Source organism: Amycolatopsis sp. NPDC114503, assembly GCF_055633655.1.
Genome location: NZ_JBVKDT010000012.1, coordinates 182,367 through 196,524 on the forward strand (window position 1 = coordinate 182,367; position 14,158 = coordinate 196,524).

Annotated in this window: 12 protein-coding genes; 2 read left to right on the forward strand and 10 right to left on the reverse strand. The window is 70.6% G+C overall.

Annotated features, from left to right (window positions below; translation table 11 throughout):
* Positions 1–342 precede the first annotated feature (342 nt).
* The gene (locus ACZ7OI_RS38820) at positions 343–969 is read left to right on the forward strand and encodes a DsbA family oxidoreductase (protein ID WP_470269104.1); all 627 of its coding nucleotides are present in this window, start codon (positions 343–345) and stop codon (positions 967–969) included.
* 101 nt (positions 970–1,070) lie between these two features.
* Here the strand turns inward: ACZ7OI_RS38820 and ACZ7OI_RS38825 are convergent, their stop codons facing one another.
* The gene (locus ACZ7OI_RS38825) at positions 1,071–1,562 is read right to left on the reverse strand and encodes an ATP-binding protein (protein WP_470269105.1); all 492 of its coding nucleotides are present in this window, start codon (positions 1,560–1,562) and stop codon (positions 1,071–1,073) included.
* A gap of 194 nt (positions 1,563–1,756) precedes the next feature.
* Between ACZ7OI_RS38825 and ACZ7OI_RS38830 the strand changes: the two genes are divergently transcribed.
* Positions 1,757–2,212, forward strand: coding sequence for a nuclear transport factor 2 family protein (locus ACZ7OI_RS38830; RefSeq protein WP_470269106.1), 456 nt, complete (start codon positions 1,757–1,759; stop codon positions 2,210–2,212).
* A gap of 155 nt (positions 2,213–2,367) precedes the next feature.
* Here ACZ7OI_RS38830 and lepB read toward each other — a convergent pair whose 3' ends face one another.
* The 9 genes from lepB to ACZ7OI_RS38875 form a co-directional block, all read right to left on the reverse strand.
* Positions 2,368–3,252 (reverse strand): signal peptidase I, encoded by an 885-nt coding sequence (gene lepB / locus ACZ7OI_RS38835; protein WP_470269107.1) that lies wholly within the window; start codon positions 3,250–3,252, stop codon positions 2,368–2,370.
* 495 nt (positions 3,253–3,747) lie between these two features.
* A complete protein-coding gene (locus tag ACZ7OI_RS38840; protein WP_470269108.1) occupies positions 3,748–4,899 on the reverse strand; it encodes a glycosyltransferase family 4 protein in 1,152 nt (383 codons plus the stop codon).
* Positions 4,900–5,139: 240 nt separating this feature from the next.
* On the reverse strand, positions 5,140–6,393 hold the full coding sequence (locus tag ACZ7OI_RS38845) for a polysaccharide pyruvyl transferase family protein (RefSeq protein WP_470269109.1): 1,254 nt from the start codon (positions 6,391–6,393) through the stop codon (positions 5,140–5,142).
* A gap of 328 nt (positions 6,394–6,721) precedes the next feature.
* Positions 6,722–7,897 carry a glycosyltransferase family 4 protein gene (locus ACZ7OI_RS38850; protein ID WP_470269110.1) on the reverse strand — a complete coding sequence of 392 codons (1,176 nt, stop codon included), beginning with the start codon at positions 7,895–7,897 and terminating at the stop codon, positions 6,722–6,724.
* Positions 7,842–9,188: an oligosaccharide flippase family protein gene (locus ACZ7OI_RS38855; RefSeq protein WP_470269111.1), complete on the reverse strand. Its 1,347-nt coding sequence runs from the start codon at positions 9,186–9,188 to the stop codon at positions 7,842–7,844. Before ACZ7OI_RS38855 ends, ACZ7OI_RS38850 begins: the two co-directional genes overlap by 56 nt.
* The gene (locus ACZ7OI_RS38860; protein WP_470269112.1) at positions 9,185–10,324 is read right to left on the reverse strand and encodes a glycosyltransferase family 4 protein; all 1,140 of its coding nucleotides are present in this window, start codon (positions 10,322–10,324) and stop codon (positions 9,185–9,187) included. Before ACZ7OI_RS38860 ends, ACZ7OI_RS38855 begins: the two co-directional genes overlap by 4 nt.
* A complete protein-coding gene (locus ACZ7OI_RS38865; RefSeq protein ID WP_470269113.1) occupies positions 10,321–12,588 on the reverse strand; it encodes a DUF2206 domain-containing protein in 2,268 nt (755 codons plus the stop codon). Before ACZ7OI_RS38865 ends, ACZ7OI_RS38860 begins: the two co-directional genes overlap by 4 nt.
* Positions 12,585–13,682 (reverse strand): glycosyltransferase family 4 protein, encoded by a 1,098-nt coding sequence (locus ACZ7OI_RS38870; RefSeq protein WP_470269114.1) that lies wholly within the window; start codon positions 13,680–13,682, stop codon positions 12,585–12,587. The genes ACZ7OI_RS38865 and ACZ7OI_RS38870 overlap by 4 nt, the downstream gene beginning before the upstream one ends.
* Positions 13,682–14,158: a hypothetical protein gene (locus ACZ7OI_RS38875; protein ID WP_470269115.1), complete on the reverse strand. Its 477-nt coding sequence runs from the start codon at positions 14,156–14,158 to the stop codon at positions 13,682–13,684. The genes ACZ7OI_RS38870 and ACZ7OI_RS38875 overlap by 1 nt, the downstream gene beginning before the upstream one ends.

Here is a 14,158-nt window from a genome sequence, read left to right on the forward strand (position 1 = left end):
CGTCCGCTTGCCGGGCTTCCGTTTTGGCCGTCGCGGCTGTCCTGGGCGTACTGGTGTTCGCGCTCTTCGTCGGCGGGACGGCCTGGTCGCTGCTGTACCCGGGTTACGTGCTGGAAGACGGTGAGTTAGCGGCCGACATCGCCGTTCTCGCCGGGTCCTCGTCCTTGGCGGTGTTCTGCATCTCCCGTGCCCGTCGGCCGGGGCGCCGGTGCCAGGGCAGGTCCGAGAGAGCTGTGCTCCAGGTGATCACGGCGTCCAGGACGACCGCTGATCGTCCGAGAGCGCCGGGAGCCGTGACACCTTTTCAGGCACCCCCTGGGCGGCGCGTTCTACGCTGGCGGCATGCAGGTGGAAATCTGGAGCGATGTCGTGTGCCCGTGGTGCTACCTCGGGAAGGCGCGGTTCGAGAAGGCGCTGGCCGGGTTCGAGCACCGGGACGAGGTGACCGTGACGTACCGGTCGTTCGAACTGGACCCCGGGAAGACCGGGACCGAGCCGTTGCTGGACATGCTCACCGCGAAGTACGGGCCGCAGGCGGGCGAGATGGAGCAGCGGGTCGCCGGGCTCGCGGAGGCGGAGGGGCTCGGCTACCGGACGGACCGGGAAATCGGCAACACCTTCGACGCGCATCGCCTGCTGCACCTGGCCCGCGAGAAGGGGCTGGAGCACGAGATGGTGTCGGCGTTGTTCCGCGCGAATTTCGCCGAGGCTCGGGCAGTGTTCGCTTCGGACGTGCTGGCCGAGGTCGCGGAGGAGGCCGGATTGCCGCGCGCGGAAGCGGAAGCGGTGCTGGCCGATCCGGCGCGGTATGCGGACGCGGTCCGTGCCGAGGAGCGGGAGGCCGCGGAGCTGGGTGCGGGCGGGGTGCCGTTTTTCGTGCTGGGACGGCGGTTCGGGATTTCCGGCGGGCAGCCGGTGGAGGTTTTCGCGCAGGCGCTGGAGCAGGCTTGGGAGGCTTCCGCCGGGTGAGCGCGGCTGGTCCTCGCTTCGGTTGTGGCGGCAACCGGGCGACGACCGCTGAGGCTTGTCCGTCCGGCAGCCGGGCGCGTGACCGGCTGCCGGGGCGGCGGCTACTCGGACCAGGTGCTGAGGCGGTTGAGAAGCCGTTCGAGCACCTGCGGGTCCGCGGTGACCGGTTCGCCGGAGACGGGCTCGTCCACCAGCGTGCGCCGGTCGCCCCGGCGCGGCAGGCGGACCTGGCCCGCCGAAATCCCGCCGGGCAGCGCCAGTTCGCACCACGTGGTGCGGCCGCCGCGTTCGCCGGGGCGCACGCCGATCCGCTCGTCGCGCGGCGGGGTCGGGGCGACCAGGTCGTCGTCGACCTCGACCACGAGCCGGTCGCCGCGCAGCTGGAGCCGGACGGTCACGAAGGCGGGCGCGGACGGGCTGCTCTGGTCGACGACGTCGCCGACCAGCCGCACGGCGGCGTTCGTGACCTGGTCCAGCATCGGCATCAGGGACCAGTCGGTCAGGATCAGGCGGACGAACAGCTCGGTGCACGGGACCGCGCTCGGCTGCGCCACCAGCCGGAGGTCGTCCACCTGGGTAGTGCGCGTGCTCAAGCGTCACCTTCCTCCTCGGCGAGCGGTCCGATCGGCCGGGACCGTGCGGGCATCATGCCACCGTCGCCGGGCCGGGCTGCGGCGGGAGGGCGGTGTACGGGAGAACCGCAGGTCACAGGTCCGGGCGAGGTTTCGGGGTCCGGAGGGGACTGTGGTCCGGCCGCTGTCCACAGTGGAGCTCCTATGCTGCCCGGATGTCGGCAGAATCGGCCCGGTGGGCGATCCAGGACCTGATCATGACCTATGCGGCGTGCATCGACGCGGGCGATCTGGCCGGGGTGGGCGAGTTGTTCCGCGAGGGAACCCTGCACAGCGGCGGCGGCCGGACCGGGCGGGAGGCCGTGGAGAACTGGTTCCGCGACATCCTGATCCTGCACCCGGACGGCACGCCGAGGACCCGGCACGTGACGACGAACGTCCGGATCACGGCGGGCGAGGACACTGCTTCGGCACACAGCTATTTCACCGTTTTCCAAGCCACGGAAGACCTTCCGCTGCAGCCCGTCGCGGCCGGGCACTACGACGACCGGTTCGTCCGGCGCGGCGACGAGTGGCTGTTCGCGGAGCGGACGCCGGTGCTGCAGATGACCGGGGATCTGACGCGGCATCTCCGGCTGGACGTCGTGCGGGCGGCCAGTTCCGGGCGGTGACCGGCGTTCGCCGGGCGGCGGTGTGCGCGGCAACCGGTGGTCCAGACCTAGGCCTCAACGGCTCCGCTCCCGCAGCGGGGCTGCGAGGGGAACCCAGAGTCCTTCAGGGTTCCCCTCGCAGACGACGCTGACGCCTCCTCGCCGGACCCGGCGAGTCAGTCCTGTTTGCTGAGTTTCCGCCGCAAACCCCGCCCGGCGGCGAGCGTCGGGAAGGCCAGCAGCGCGCCCGCCCCGAGCGGAATTCCCTGCTGCCACGCGGGAGCGCCGAGCGCGGCAGGCGCGGCCTGCGGATCGTGGTCGCTCACGCCGCCCCAGCGCGACGGCGGCAGGACGATCACCCGGGCCTTGCCGATGACGTCGTCCACCGGGACGGTCCCGTTGACCCCGCCGCCGCCTTGGCAGCGGGAGTCGCACGAGTTCTCGCGGTTGTCGCCCATCACCCAGAGGCTGCCCTTCGGGACGGTGACCGGGGCGAACGTCTGCCGGACCGTCGGCGGCTGGTCGAGCCAGTGGATGTAGGGCTCGTCGAGGGGTTTGCCGTCGACCAGGACGCGGCCCTTCGGATCGCAGCACTGGACGGTCTGCCCGCCGACGGCGATGACGCGTTTGACGAAGTCCCGCTCGTCCGGCGGCGCGAAGCCGACGAGGGAACCGAGGCCGCGCAACGCCTTCGTGAAGACGTTGCCCGATTCCTGCGGCGCGATCTCGTTCGCGGTCCACGGCTGCGGGCCGCGGAAGACGATGACGTCGCCGGGGCCGGGATCGGTGAAATCGTAGGTGACGCGGTCGACGACGACCCGGTCGCCGAAGCAGCCGTCGCAGCCGTGCAGCGTCGTCTCCATCGACGCCGACGGGATCAGGAACACCTTCGCGACGAACTGCTGGATCAGGATCGTCAGCACCAGCGCGATCCCGATCAGGATCGGCAGCTCCTGCCAGAACGGACGCTTCCGCCGGCCCTTCCGGGGCGGTTCGTCCTCGCCGGGACGCTCGGATCCGGACTCGCCGGGGGCAGGGACATGGGGGATCGGGTCGGCCACGTCGCCAGGCTACCCAGAACCGCCCGCCGGACGGCGGACCGCGAGCGGCCACGATCGGGGGGTCGTGCCGGTGAGCGGGACGGCAACCGGAGGTTTCGCCCGCGGGGAAGGAAAACGGGCCGGAAGCGGGGGAGAGGTTCGGAATCCGGCAGGGGAGGCGGCGGGAGTGCGGGATCCGGCGGGCGTGGCGAGGTGAGGGGGGTGAGGCGGCGCAGGGGGTGTGGTGTGTCGGCAGGATGCGTGCGGGGATTCGCGCACGGATGCGACATGAGCCGGACAGGGCGCGTGCGGGGTTCTGCGGATGGAGGCAGCAGGTGCCGGAGCACACTCCGCGTGCAAGAGAGAACGTGTGCAGCGTTCGGCGGACGGGACGCGACCTGCGGCGAGGACAACGGTGCGCCGGGGACACGGTGTGCCGGGCAGAACTGGAGGCACAGCGGGGCGTTTCGCGAAAGCCGGACATGCCGCAGGCGGGTCCTGGTTCCAGCGTCGGCATCACCGGGAGACCGGAGCGCCACGCCGATCGATCGCGGTCAGCTGATCGACGAACTCCACCACCCGCCGACTCCACGTGTACCGGCTGCGCACCAGCTCATAGGCGTTGTCCCGGATGGTCTCCGCCAAAACCGGACTGCTCTCCAAACGGCGCAACTCGTCAGCTAACGCCTCGGGAGAACGCGGCGCGGCAAGCAGCCCGTTGACCCCGTCCTCCACCAGCGCGGCAAGCGGGCCGACCGCGGCGGCGATGACCGGCACCCGGCTCGCCCACGCTTCGAGCAGGGCCGTCGGGAAGGCGTCGTTCGGGCTGGTCGGGCAGAGGACCAGCGATCCGGCACTGCGGAGAGCCCGGAATTTCGCGTCTCCGCCGAGGTTTCCGGCGAAGGTGACATTGTCCGCGATGCCGAGTTTCCGGGCGAGGGCTTCGTATCCGGGGCGCGCGGCGCCGTCGCCGATGACCAGCAGACGGGCGGACGGCGTGGAACGGGCGAGATGGAGGCGCAGCGCGCACAGCAGGTGGTCCAGACCTTTCCACGCGTGGGTCGGGGACAGGCGGGCCAGGAAAGCGGCGGCGTAGGGACGGTGTGCCACCGCGGAAGGAGCTAAGGCCTCAGGGGAGACGGCGTTCTCCAGGACACCGACCTTGTCGCCGAAGCGGGGACGGAAGCGGTCGGCGACGTAGCCGGATACCCCGAGGATCAGATCGGCCCGGCGGAGCATGAAGCCCTCGGCACCGGCATACGCGCGCGCGACGGTGTTGAAGAGCGGGTGACCGTCCTTGGCGAGGGCGGCGGCGTGATAGGTCACGACGACGGGGGTGCGTCCGGCGGCCAGCGTCGCAGCATCGGCCAATCCGGGCACTGGAGTGTGCACGTTCAGGTAATCGGCCTGTTCGGCGCGCAGAATGCGACGGATCCGGAACGGCCAGCGCGGGTCGAGCGGGGTGTTGGAGAGCTTGGCGGGCGCCGGGAGCCGGTAGACCGGGAAGCCGTCGTCGGACCCGGCGCGAGCGCTGGCGGTGATGACGACGGGCCGCCATCCGGGGACGTCCCGCAGGGCGGCGGCGAGGCTGTGCACGTAGGTTTGCACGCCGCCGACGTCCGGCGGGTAGTACGGCGTCGCGAAGACGACTGTTCGTTCTCGGCTCACGGAGCTCCTGTCCTCATTGGTCCGGTTGGCTGGGCGCGCGCGGATGTGATGGTGTGTGTCCGGGGACATGGGGGAATTCGAGGAGGCGCAGGATGTCCGGGATCCGGATGCCGTGGGCGGCGGCGCGCTGCCGCGCGTGCGGCCACGACCGCAGCGAGCATCAGCATTTGCGCGGCGGCACCGACTGCGGACGGTGCGGCTGCCGGCGGTTCAGGTGGCTGCGGCGGGGCTGACCCCGGGTCAGGCGGCATGGAGCAGCGGGCTCAGGTCGCGGGCCCGGCGCGCGTAAGGGGGAAGCACTTCGCGCAGGTGCCGCCGGTAGTCCTCACGATGGTCGACGAGGCGGTCGAGGAGCGCGGGCAAAGTGGTGTCGCGGACTTCTCCGATGCCGACGACCCACTGTTCGAGCCCCAGGTCTCGCATGATGCCCGCCGTTTTGTGCTCGTACGCGATCGCGAGGCACGGGACGTGCGCGGTGAGGGCGAAGATGACGGAGTGAAAGCGGGTGCCGATCACGAGGTCGGCCTCGGCGTAGAGGGCGCGGGCGTCGCGGTGGTCGAAAGTGTCGTCGCCGAGGACGCGCAGCCGGGGGTGGTCGAGCCCGGCGGCGAGGCGGGTGTTGACGCGGCGGTCGTCGTCGCCTTGGAAGGCGCAGGTCACCTGGGGGACCAGTACGACGTAGTACCCGCGGCCGAGCAGGTGGCGGATGCCCGCGGCCAAGGCGTGTTCGTACTGGTGCTGACCGGTCTCGTCGAGCCACTGGCGGGCGGTGAGCATTGCGATCCGGGCGTCGGCGGGGATGTCGAGAGCGGTGCGCCAGGCGCGTTCGGAGCAGGTTTCGAAGGCGAACGCACTGTCGACGCTGCGGGTGAGCAGACGCGACGGCAGCCCGATTTCGGCGAGCCGGTCGCGGCTGATGTCCTCGCGGACGAGGATCGCGTCGGCCCGGCCGAGGACGTGGCGGACCAGCACGCGCTGGGCGCAGCGGGGGAACGGGCCGTAGGACTGCGGACCGGTCACGACCCGGACGCCGAACCGTCCGGCCAGCCACAGCGGCAGGAGCAGGAACAGGATGTTCAGGTCGGAGGCGAAGTTCGGGCGGCCGGTCAGGTAGCCGCCGCCGAGGGAAACGACGAGGTCCGCGTTCGCGAGAGCGTGCAGTTCGCGCCGCGGTTCAGCGGGCAGCAGCCGGGCGACGGCCAGCAGCGGGCGGCGCGGGAGCCGGGCGGCGGCGAGGGCGACGACGGGCAGCAGGCTCAGCTTGCGCAGGATTCTCCGGAACCGGGGAATGTTCTCCTCGCCGGAGTAGCGGCGGAACGAGCCGAGGTTGGGGACGCCCTCGAACTCCGGCCATCGCGAGGGATGCTCGAAACCGGCGATCGCGATCCGCGCGCCGGGCAGTGCGCGGCGGATCTGGTCGAGCAGGACGCTGAGCAGGGCCGCGTCGCCGCGGTTGCCGCGTTCGAACGCGTTGACGACGAGGACGCGGGTCATCGGCGGACCTCCTGGCGGGAGTGCTCGGGCCGGGCAGGGACGGAAAGACGGCTGACTGGCGGGGCTGCGGTGATGCCAGGGCCGAGGGTGCTGTGCATCGGCGGGCTTTCAGACGGGGCCGGGTGGATCGGGCGGGGAAGGTGCGGCAATGGGTTGACAGGACGTCGGGAAGGGCGCGGTACATCTGCGGAGCCGTTCGGATCGGGCGGGGAAGGCGGGCTGGCGGGGCGGTGGCAGGCGAGGAGGGTGCGGATCACGGGCGCACCTCCTGGCGCGGGCGTTCGGGTCGGGCGCAGCAGTGGGCTAACGGGGTTGCGGCGGAAGGAGTTCACGGCTGGACCTCCTGGTAATGCCGCTCAAGCCGGTCGAGGAAAATGCTGAGGCTGTGGCAGCAAGCGAGCCCGGCCGATCGCGCACCCATCGCCCGCCGCAGGCCCGTGTCGCCGAGGAGCCGCGAGAGTGCGTCGGCGAGGGCGCGGCTTTCACCCGGCGGGACGAGCACCCCGTTGTGGCCCGGCCGGATCAGTTCGGGGATGCCGCCGACCTCGGTGGCCGCGACCGCCCGGCCGACGCAGAGGGCTTCCAGCGCGACAGTCGGGAAATTCTCCGGCCACACCGACGGGATCACCACCACCGAAGCCGCGCGGTACGCAGCCGCCAGTTCATCCCCGTCGAGCCAGCCGGTGAACCGGACGCGGTCGGCCAAACCGTGTTCGCTGACGGACTTTTCCAGCACGGCCCGTTGTTTTCCGTCACCAGCGAGCGTCAGCCGGGCGCGAGGCAGGCGGCGGGCGACGGTCGCGAAGGCGTCCACGAGTACGTGCGCGCCTTTCACCGGTTCGAGCCGTCCGACGAACAGCGCGTGGGCGGCGTCGGGGACCGGTTCGGCAGCCCGCAGCGGCACGCCGTTCGGGACGACGTGGATCGGCACCCGGGGAAGATCGTGCCGGACGGCTTCGGCGAGGAACCGGCTCGGGGTGAGCACGCGGTCGACAGTGCGCAGGCGGCGCAGGTAGGCCGGTCGTTGCAGGAAGCGCAAATAGGCCAAGCGTGCGGTGTCCATCGTGGACAGTCGGGAGCGGCCTTCGGTGCGGCTGCGCAGGTTCCACGACAGCAGCTGCCTGATCCAGTCTTCGGGGCCGTGGACGGTGAGCACCCGAGGATAGGCCGCCGACGCGCTGAGCACGGCGGGGCTGAACTCGCCGATGGTGTGCAGGTGCACCACATCGGGCCGGAAAGAGCTCAGCGCGGCGGTCACCTGCCGGTAGGCCGGACGGTGCCAGAAGTAGCCGGCGAAGCGGCGGGCAGCACCTCCTCGGATGGCGGGCACCAGAACGTCGGCGAAGACTTCGCGGTCGCTGACGGCGGGGTCGTCGAGCAGGTGGTCGGTCGCGACGACGAGGACCTGATGCCCGCGTCGGCGCAAGCCCTCGGCGACGAGCCGGACGCTACGCTCCGCGCCGCCGGCTTCGAAGCCGACGTTGACGACGTGCGCGATCTTCATCCGAACCTCCCTTGCCGCTCGGAGAAAGACGGAACCCGCGCAATGCCAGCGCGGCGACCGCGACGAGGCCGGACGCGAGATTGCCGACGCCCCAGGCCGCCGCGATCCAGACGAGGCTGTGCTGAGCCCCGAGCGCGGCGAGGCCGACGGTGACCACGGCGTAGACGAGGTTCGACAGATTCATCGCCGAGAGCTGGCGGGTCACTTTGAGCAGAAACCCGGACCACGTGTTGAAAGCCACCGCGAAAGCGGAGACCGCGAGGACGATCAGGCAGTTCCGGGCGTCGGCGGCGTAACTCGCGCCGAACAGGGTCAGCACGGGTTTCGCGAGGGCGGCGGTGATGCTGACGGCGGGCACCACGATCGCCAGGATGAGCAGCGCCGAGCGTTTCGCCAGATGCTTGAGGTCTTCCTGTTCGTGCGAGCCTTCCGCGAACAGCGCCTCCCCGACGGCGAACGGCACGGCGTTGACGAAGTTGGCGATCTGGAACGCCACGAAGTACGCCGCCGACGCCTCTGGGCCGAGAGAACGCAGCACGAGCAGCGGAATCGCCAGCAGGGGCACGAGATTCAGGCAGCTGGACGCGTAATTGCCGAGCGAGTACGCCAGAGTGGACCGCAGCGTCGCCGGGTAGAGGCGGGGCCGCACCGGGATGCGCAGGCGCTGCCGGATGACGACGACGCTCGCCACGGCCGCGACGGCGGATGCCACGGTGCTGGACAGGAAAATCCCGATCGCGCCCGCGCCGACGAAAACCACCGGCAGCGCGATTTTGACCGCGCTCATCAGGACGCCGTTGAGGAACATGTTGTACTTCGCCGCGCGCAGGGCGACGAACACCGAGTCGGTCAGCAGGTTCTGCGCGACCGCCATCGCCAGCAGCGCGAACAGCACGACCTGCGGGAACGACCCGCTGAGGAACGACAGTCCAGGCGCGACGAACGGCGCGACGAGGGCGAAGCCGGCGCCCAGAACCGTTCCGGTGACGGCCACCGCGGTGAGCGCGGAGCTGACGTGCGCGGTGCGGGACCTCGTCGTGGGCAGGTACCGGACGAGGCTGGAGCTGAGCCCGAGCCCGCTGAAGTAGCTCAGCAGCGTCACCGCCGAGAGCAGCGAACTCGCCCAGCCCACCTCGGCGGGCGGGTACAGCCGGGCGACGACGATCCAGAACACGAACCCGGACCCGGCGCCGAGCGCGGTCGTGGCCATGAGGAAGAACGAGTTCCGCACCAGCGGGTCGGATTTGAGCCGGGCGGCGAAGGACGGCACGGACCCGGCGAGTGCGGTCATGCCGGAACCTCGGTCGTGCCGAAGGCCGCGCGGTAGTGCTCTTCGAGGCGCTGGACGTGCTTCGGCCAGGAGAATCGCGCGGCGGCGAAATCGGCGGAGTAACGGCCCATCGCCTTGCGGCGCGCGGGATCGGCGGCCAGGGACCGCAGTGTCGTGCGGAGGATGTTCGCGTCGCGCGGGATCAGCGCGACCTGGGTTCGGTCGAGTCGGTAGGAGGCGTAACCCGGGTCGTCGGTGGTGACGACCGGGAGGCCCGAGGCCATGGCTTCTTGGACAGTCAGGGGGAATCCTTCCGCGGTGGAGGGCAGGGCGAAGACGTCGCAGGCGCGGTAGAGGTCGCTGATCTCGCCCGGGCTCAGGGCGCCGAGGTAGCGGACTGCGGGGTCGTCGACGACGCGCTTCGGCCGTTCGCCCGCGAAGACCAGGTCGTAGTCGTGGTGGCGGGCGGCGAGAAGCAGGTCGTAGCCCTTCTTCGGCGCCGGTCGTCCGACGAACAGCACCAGGACCCGGTCGGCGGGCAGGCCCCAGCGTTCCCGCAGCAGCTCTCGTTCTCCGGCCGCGGCGGGGCGGTACCGGGCGGTGTCGACGCCGTTCGGGAGCAGTTCCACGCCGCCGCCCCGAAATCGGCGGACGAAGGCGGCGACGGAATCGTTGACCGCGAAAACCTCGCGGCTGGCCCGGAACAAGCGCCGCCCGACGGACCGGTACACCACGTGCTGGACGGCTCGCACCAACGCCGACGGGTGCTCGACGACCGCGACGTGCTGGGTCAGGAAAAGCGGCGTGCCGGTGCGCACGGCGCGCAGTCCGGCGCTCCAGGAGGATTGGTACAGCGTGTCGTGAAGATGAACGACGTCCGCCCACCGCACCCCTTCGCGGACGGCTCGGAACAACCGGGGCCCGAACACCGGAAACGGCACTCCAGTCCGGTTTTCCACCCCGTTGAAGGCCGGAACGCGCACGACCCGGACGCCCTGGTCGGGACCCGGCGGCCCGGCGCTCGTCAGGACGGTGACGTCGGCGCCGCGCGCGGCGAGCGTCCGGGCCTGCTGGGCGGCGACGTTCTCGATGCCCCCGACGTGCGGCGGGTAGTAGTGCGAGACGAGCAGGATCCGGAGCGGACGGGAAGACGTCATCGGTACACACTCGTTCCGTTGCTGCTGTAGACCTTGTTTTTGGTGGCGTCGAGAAACCGCAGCGGATAGCTGTAGGTGACGAGATCTCCCTGGTAGAACACGGTGACCTCGTCTTTGCGGACGGTCGGATAGCCGAGCAGGACGAACGAGCCCGGCTGCACGAGCGTGGGATAGATGTCGTCGCCGGGGCGGCCGTCGATCAGCGTTTGGAGCCGGCTGAGCGTGTAGCGGTCGGACTGGATCCGCTGTGCGGCGGTGTGCTGTTCGAGCCAGGCGATCGCGGCGCGTTCCTGCGGGTGCGCGTAGTAGATGTCGTAGTACTGCCCGGCGTTGTCCAGGTGCAGCTGCGCGGGATAGCCGCCGAACAGCCGGGGGAGCGCGCCGGTGAGGTCGAGGAACAGCAGCAGTGCCACGGCGGTGGCGGCGGGCATGCGCCACCGTTTCTTGAGCCACGACAGCGTCCAGACCGACCCCATCGCGATGAACGGGGCGAACCCGAACAGCCCCTGCTGGAAGGTGCGCAGGAGCCCGTAGTCCACCGAGAGCTGCGGCAGCGCGATCTCGGCGGCGAGCACGCCCAAACCACCGGTGGCGAGCACGAACAGGTCGTGCGTCGGGCGGAACAGCGTCGCGGTGGCGATGAGCGTTCCGGCCAAACCGACGATCAGCAGCAGTTGCAGCCCGTCCGCGCACAAGGTGCGGAGCAGGCCGTTGACGCGGGGGACGTCGAGGCCGAGCCGGTCGAGTGCGGAACCCGCCGCGGTGAGCGGGAGATTGTCCGCAGGGGCGACCTGGGTCGTCGCCGCGGACAACGCCGTCGGGGCTTCGCCGCCGGTGCGAGACCTGGTGGAATCGGCGTAGTCGCGCAGCCGCTGCTGCGGGCTGACCCGGGCAGAGCTGAAGATGCCGTAGGCGGTGTCGGAGGAACCGCGTTGCACCTGGTCCGGGTGGAACAGGTCCTGGGCGGTGGCCGCGGCGGTGTGCTGGAGCTGGTGCCAGGTGCCGGTGACCGGTCCGGTCCACAGCGCTGAGCACAGCACCGCGATGCCGATCATCGGCCAGGCGACGAAGTCGGTCGCCTCCTTCGGCGCACGCTCGGCGAGCCGGCGCCGCAGCGGCGGGATCGCCCGGATGACGCCGCTGGCGATCTTGCCCAGGATCAGGACGCCGATCAGTACATAGGTGGTGGAGTAGTGCGACAGCACGATTCCCGCGAACAGGACGGTGAATGCGATCCGTCGCGCGCGCCGTGGCGAAGTGCGGTCGCTCAGCGCCAGGACCGCGCAGCCGAGCAGGAGGAACGCGATCTCTTGACGGCCGAGGAACGGCATGTCGGTGAAAAACGTGGGGAACGCGAGGAAGTAGATCGCGGCGAGCAGCGAAACCCGTTTCGAGGTGAGATTCCGTGCCGTGCAGTACACCGCGACCGGTGCCGCGGCGAAGAGCATCGGCAGCACCACTTTGAAGATCGCCAAGCCGGGCAACGCGGTCAGCTGGGACAGCGAGGCGGGCAGGAGGGTGATGCTCAGGCAGGCGTTGTACGCGTCGGGATAGCCGGAGATGTCCCAGTAGCTCTTGGTCGAGGTCAGCTGGAAGAGCAGGTACTCGCGCTGGATGTCGTGCCCGCTGACGTACCAGCCGCGCAGGGATGTCAGCAGCAGCAAAGCCGTTGCGGCGCAGAGGATTCCGAACGCGATGACCCCGTCGCCGTAGCGGCCCGCCTTGAGGACCAGAAACCCGAGCAGGGCCGCGATGAGGACCAGCGCGATCAGGCTTGTCGCGCCGGTGAACCCGTTGTTCAGACGGACGGCCCCGGCGACCGCGACCACCAGCGAAAGTACTCCGAGGACAGCGATGGGCGCGATGTCGCGCACCGGCATCAGCCGCGGCGCGCGCACTGGCGGCGAGGCGCCGGTGAGACGCCGGTCCAAGAACGCGAGCGCCGCTGCGGTGAGGGTCTGAGCGACGGCGAGGGACACGGTCGTGAGAGGGTGCGAGACACCGAACCAGGGGAGGACGGTGTTGACCGCCAGCGCGGCCGCCATCGCCATCAGGACCGCGAAACCGAGGCCCAGCAACCATTGGGCTTCGCGGGCGGAGACGATCCTGGTGGAGATCCGGCGGCACAGCCAGGTCGGAGCGCCGAAGAGCAGCCACAGACCCGCCACGGTCGCCAGTACGGCCGGTCGCCACGGGCTCAGCTCCACGGCACAGGCGACGAGCACCGACCCGAGCACGACGGCGCGCTGGCTGGGTCTCGTCACGGCAGTACCTCGGCGTAGACGTTCTCGACCTCTTGTGCCACCTCGGCCCAGGTGAAAGCACGAGCTGCCGCCGCGCTCGCTGCGGCGGTCCGCTGCCGGAAATCCTCGTACGTCGCGAATTGGTCGATCGCTAAGGCCAGGGCGGCGGGATTGGCGGGGGTGAGGGCTCCGATGCCGCGCAGGAGTTCGGTGTTCCCGGGAACGTCGGTCGCGAGCACGGGCAGTCCGGCGGCCATGGCTTCGAGCGCGGCGAGCGACATCCCTTCGCGATCCGACGGCAGCACGAACAGATCGGCTTGCTCGTACCGCCGCAGCAGTGAAGCGCCGTGCAGGCGACCGTGGAACTGCACACCCGGAATCCCTTGTCGCTGCACGGTTTCTTCGAGCTGCTGCCGCTGTTCCCCGTCCCCGACGACGTCGAGCACGACCGGCTGGCGCACCCGGGTCAGCGCGTGCAGCAGCCGGGCGAGATTCTTCTGCGGGCTGAGCCGCCCGACGAACAGCAAGCGCAGCACCGGTTCCCGTCGCGCGCGCGGCGGCAGGAAGAATTCGGCGGACACTCCGTTCGGCACCGCGAAGATCCGTGCCGGGTCCGCCCGGTAAGCGGTGCGGACGAACTCCCGCTGTTCCTCGGTCAGCACCAGCACTCCGGCGGCAGCGCGCAGAACGCGGCCGAAGACGTGCTTTTTGTAGAGCGGCAACAGCCATCCCAGCTTCCCCGACTGGTCGACGTCCAGGTGGAAGTGCAGCAGGAACGGCTGACGGCGCACCGCCGCGGCGAGCGCGACCTGCTCGGGCAGCACCGCATGGGCGGCATGCAGATGCCACACCGCAGTCTTCGGCGTGCGCAGCAACGCGGGAACGAGACTGGCGGACACCGGTGTGTGCGCGACGTCGACCGCGAGAGCGCGAACGGTGTCGACGTCGTGCACCCGCTCGCGCCGCGGAGAGTCGCGGGCGCCGACGGTCGTGGTGAGCACCGTGACGTCGTGCTGGCGGGCTTGTTGCACCGCCAAGTGCTGCACGACCGCTTCCATCCCGCCCAGATGCGGCGGGTAGTAGGGCGTGATCTGGACGATCCGGCGGCGGGCCATCAGGGTCTGCCTCTGGTGGTCGAAGCGTTGCCGGGCAAGCGGAACCGGAGGTTTTCCATGCCGCCGGCGACGTTCACCGCGATCGCGTCCACGACGTGCCCGGGCGGGACCGGCAGGCGGAAGTCCAGCGTGGTGAACTGGCCGGGCTCGAGGGTCACTCGCCGCGACACCCCGGCGAGCCGGTCCGCCGACGAGGTCTCCAGGGCCGCCACCACGGTGTAGTCCGCGTGGGCGGGACCGTGCCGCACGAGCGCGACCTCAGCGGTGACAGTTCCGTCCCGGAACGAGGGCGTGCCGACGAAATACAGCTCGGTGTAGGTCTCGGGCTGCTCGGTGAAGGACTGCCGGAACAGCGTCCGCGCGGCGGGCCAGACCAGGACCGTCACGACCCCGAGCACCACCACCGCCGAAACCGCGCCGGCGAACTTCAGCCAGCCGCAGGCGTTTCCCCGAGCTTCTTCCGCGGAGTCGTCCAC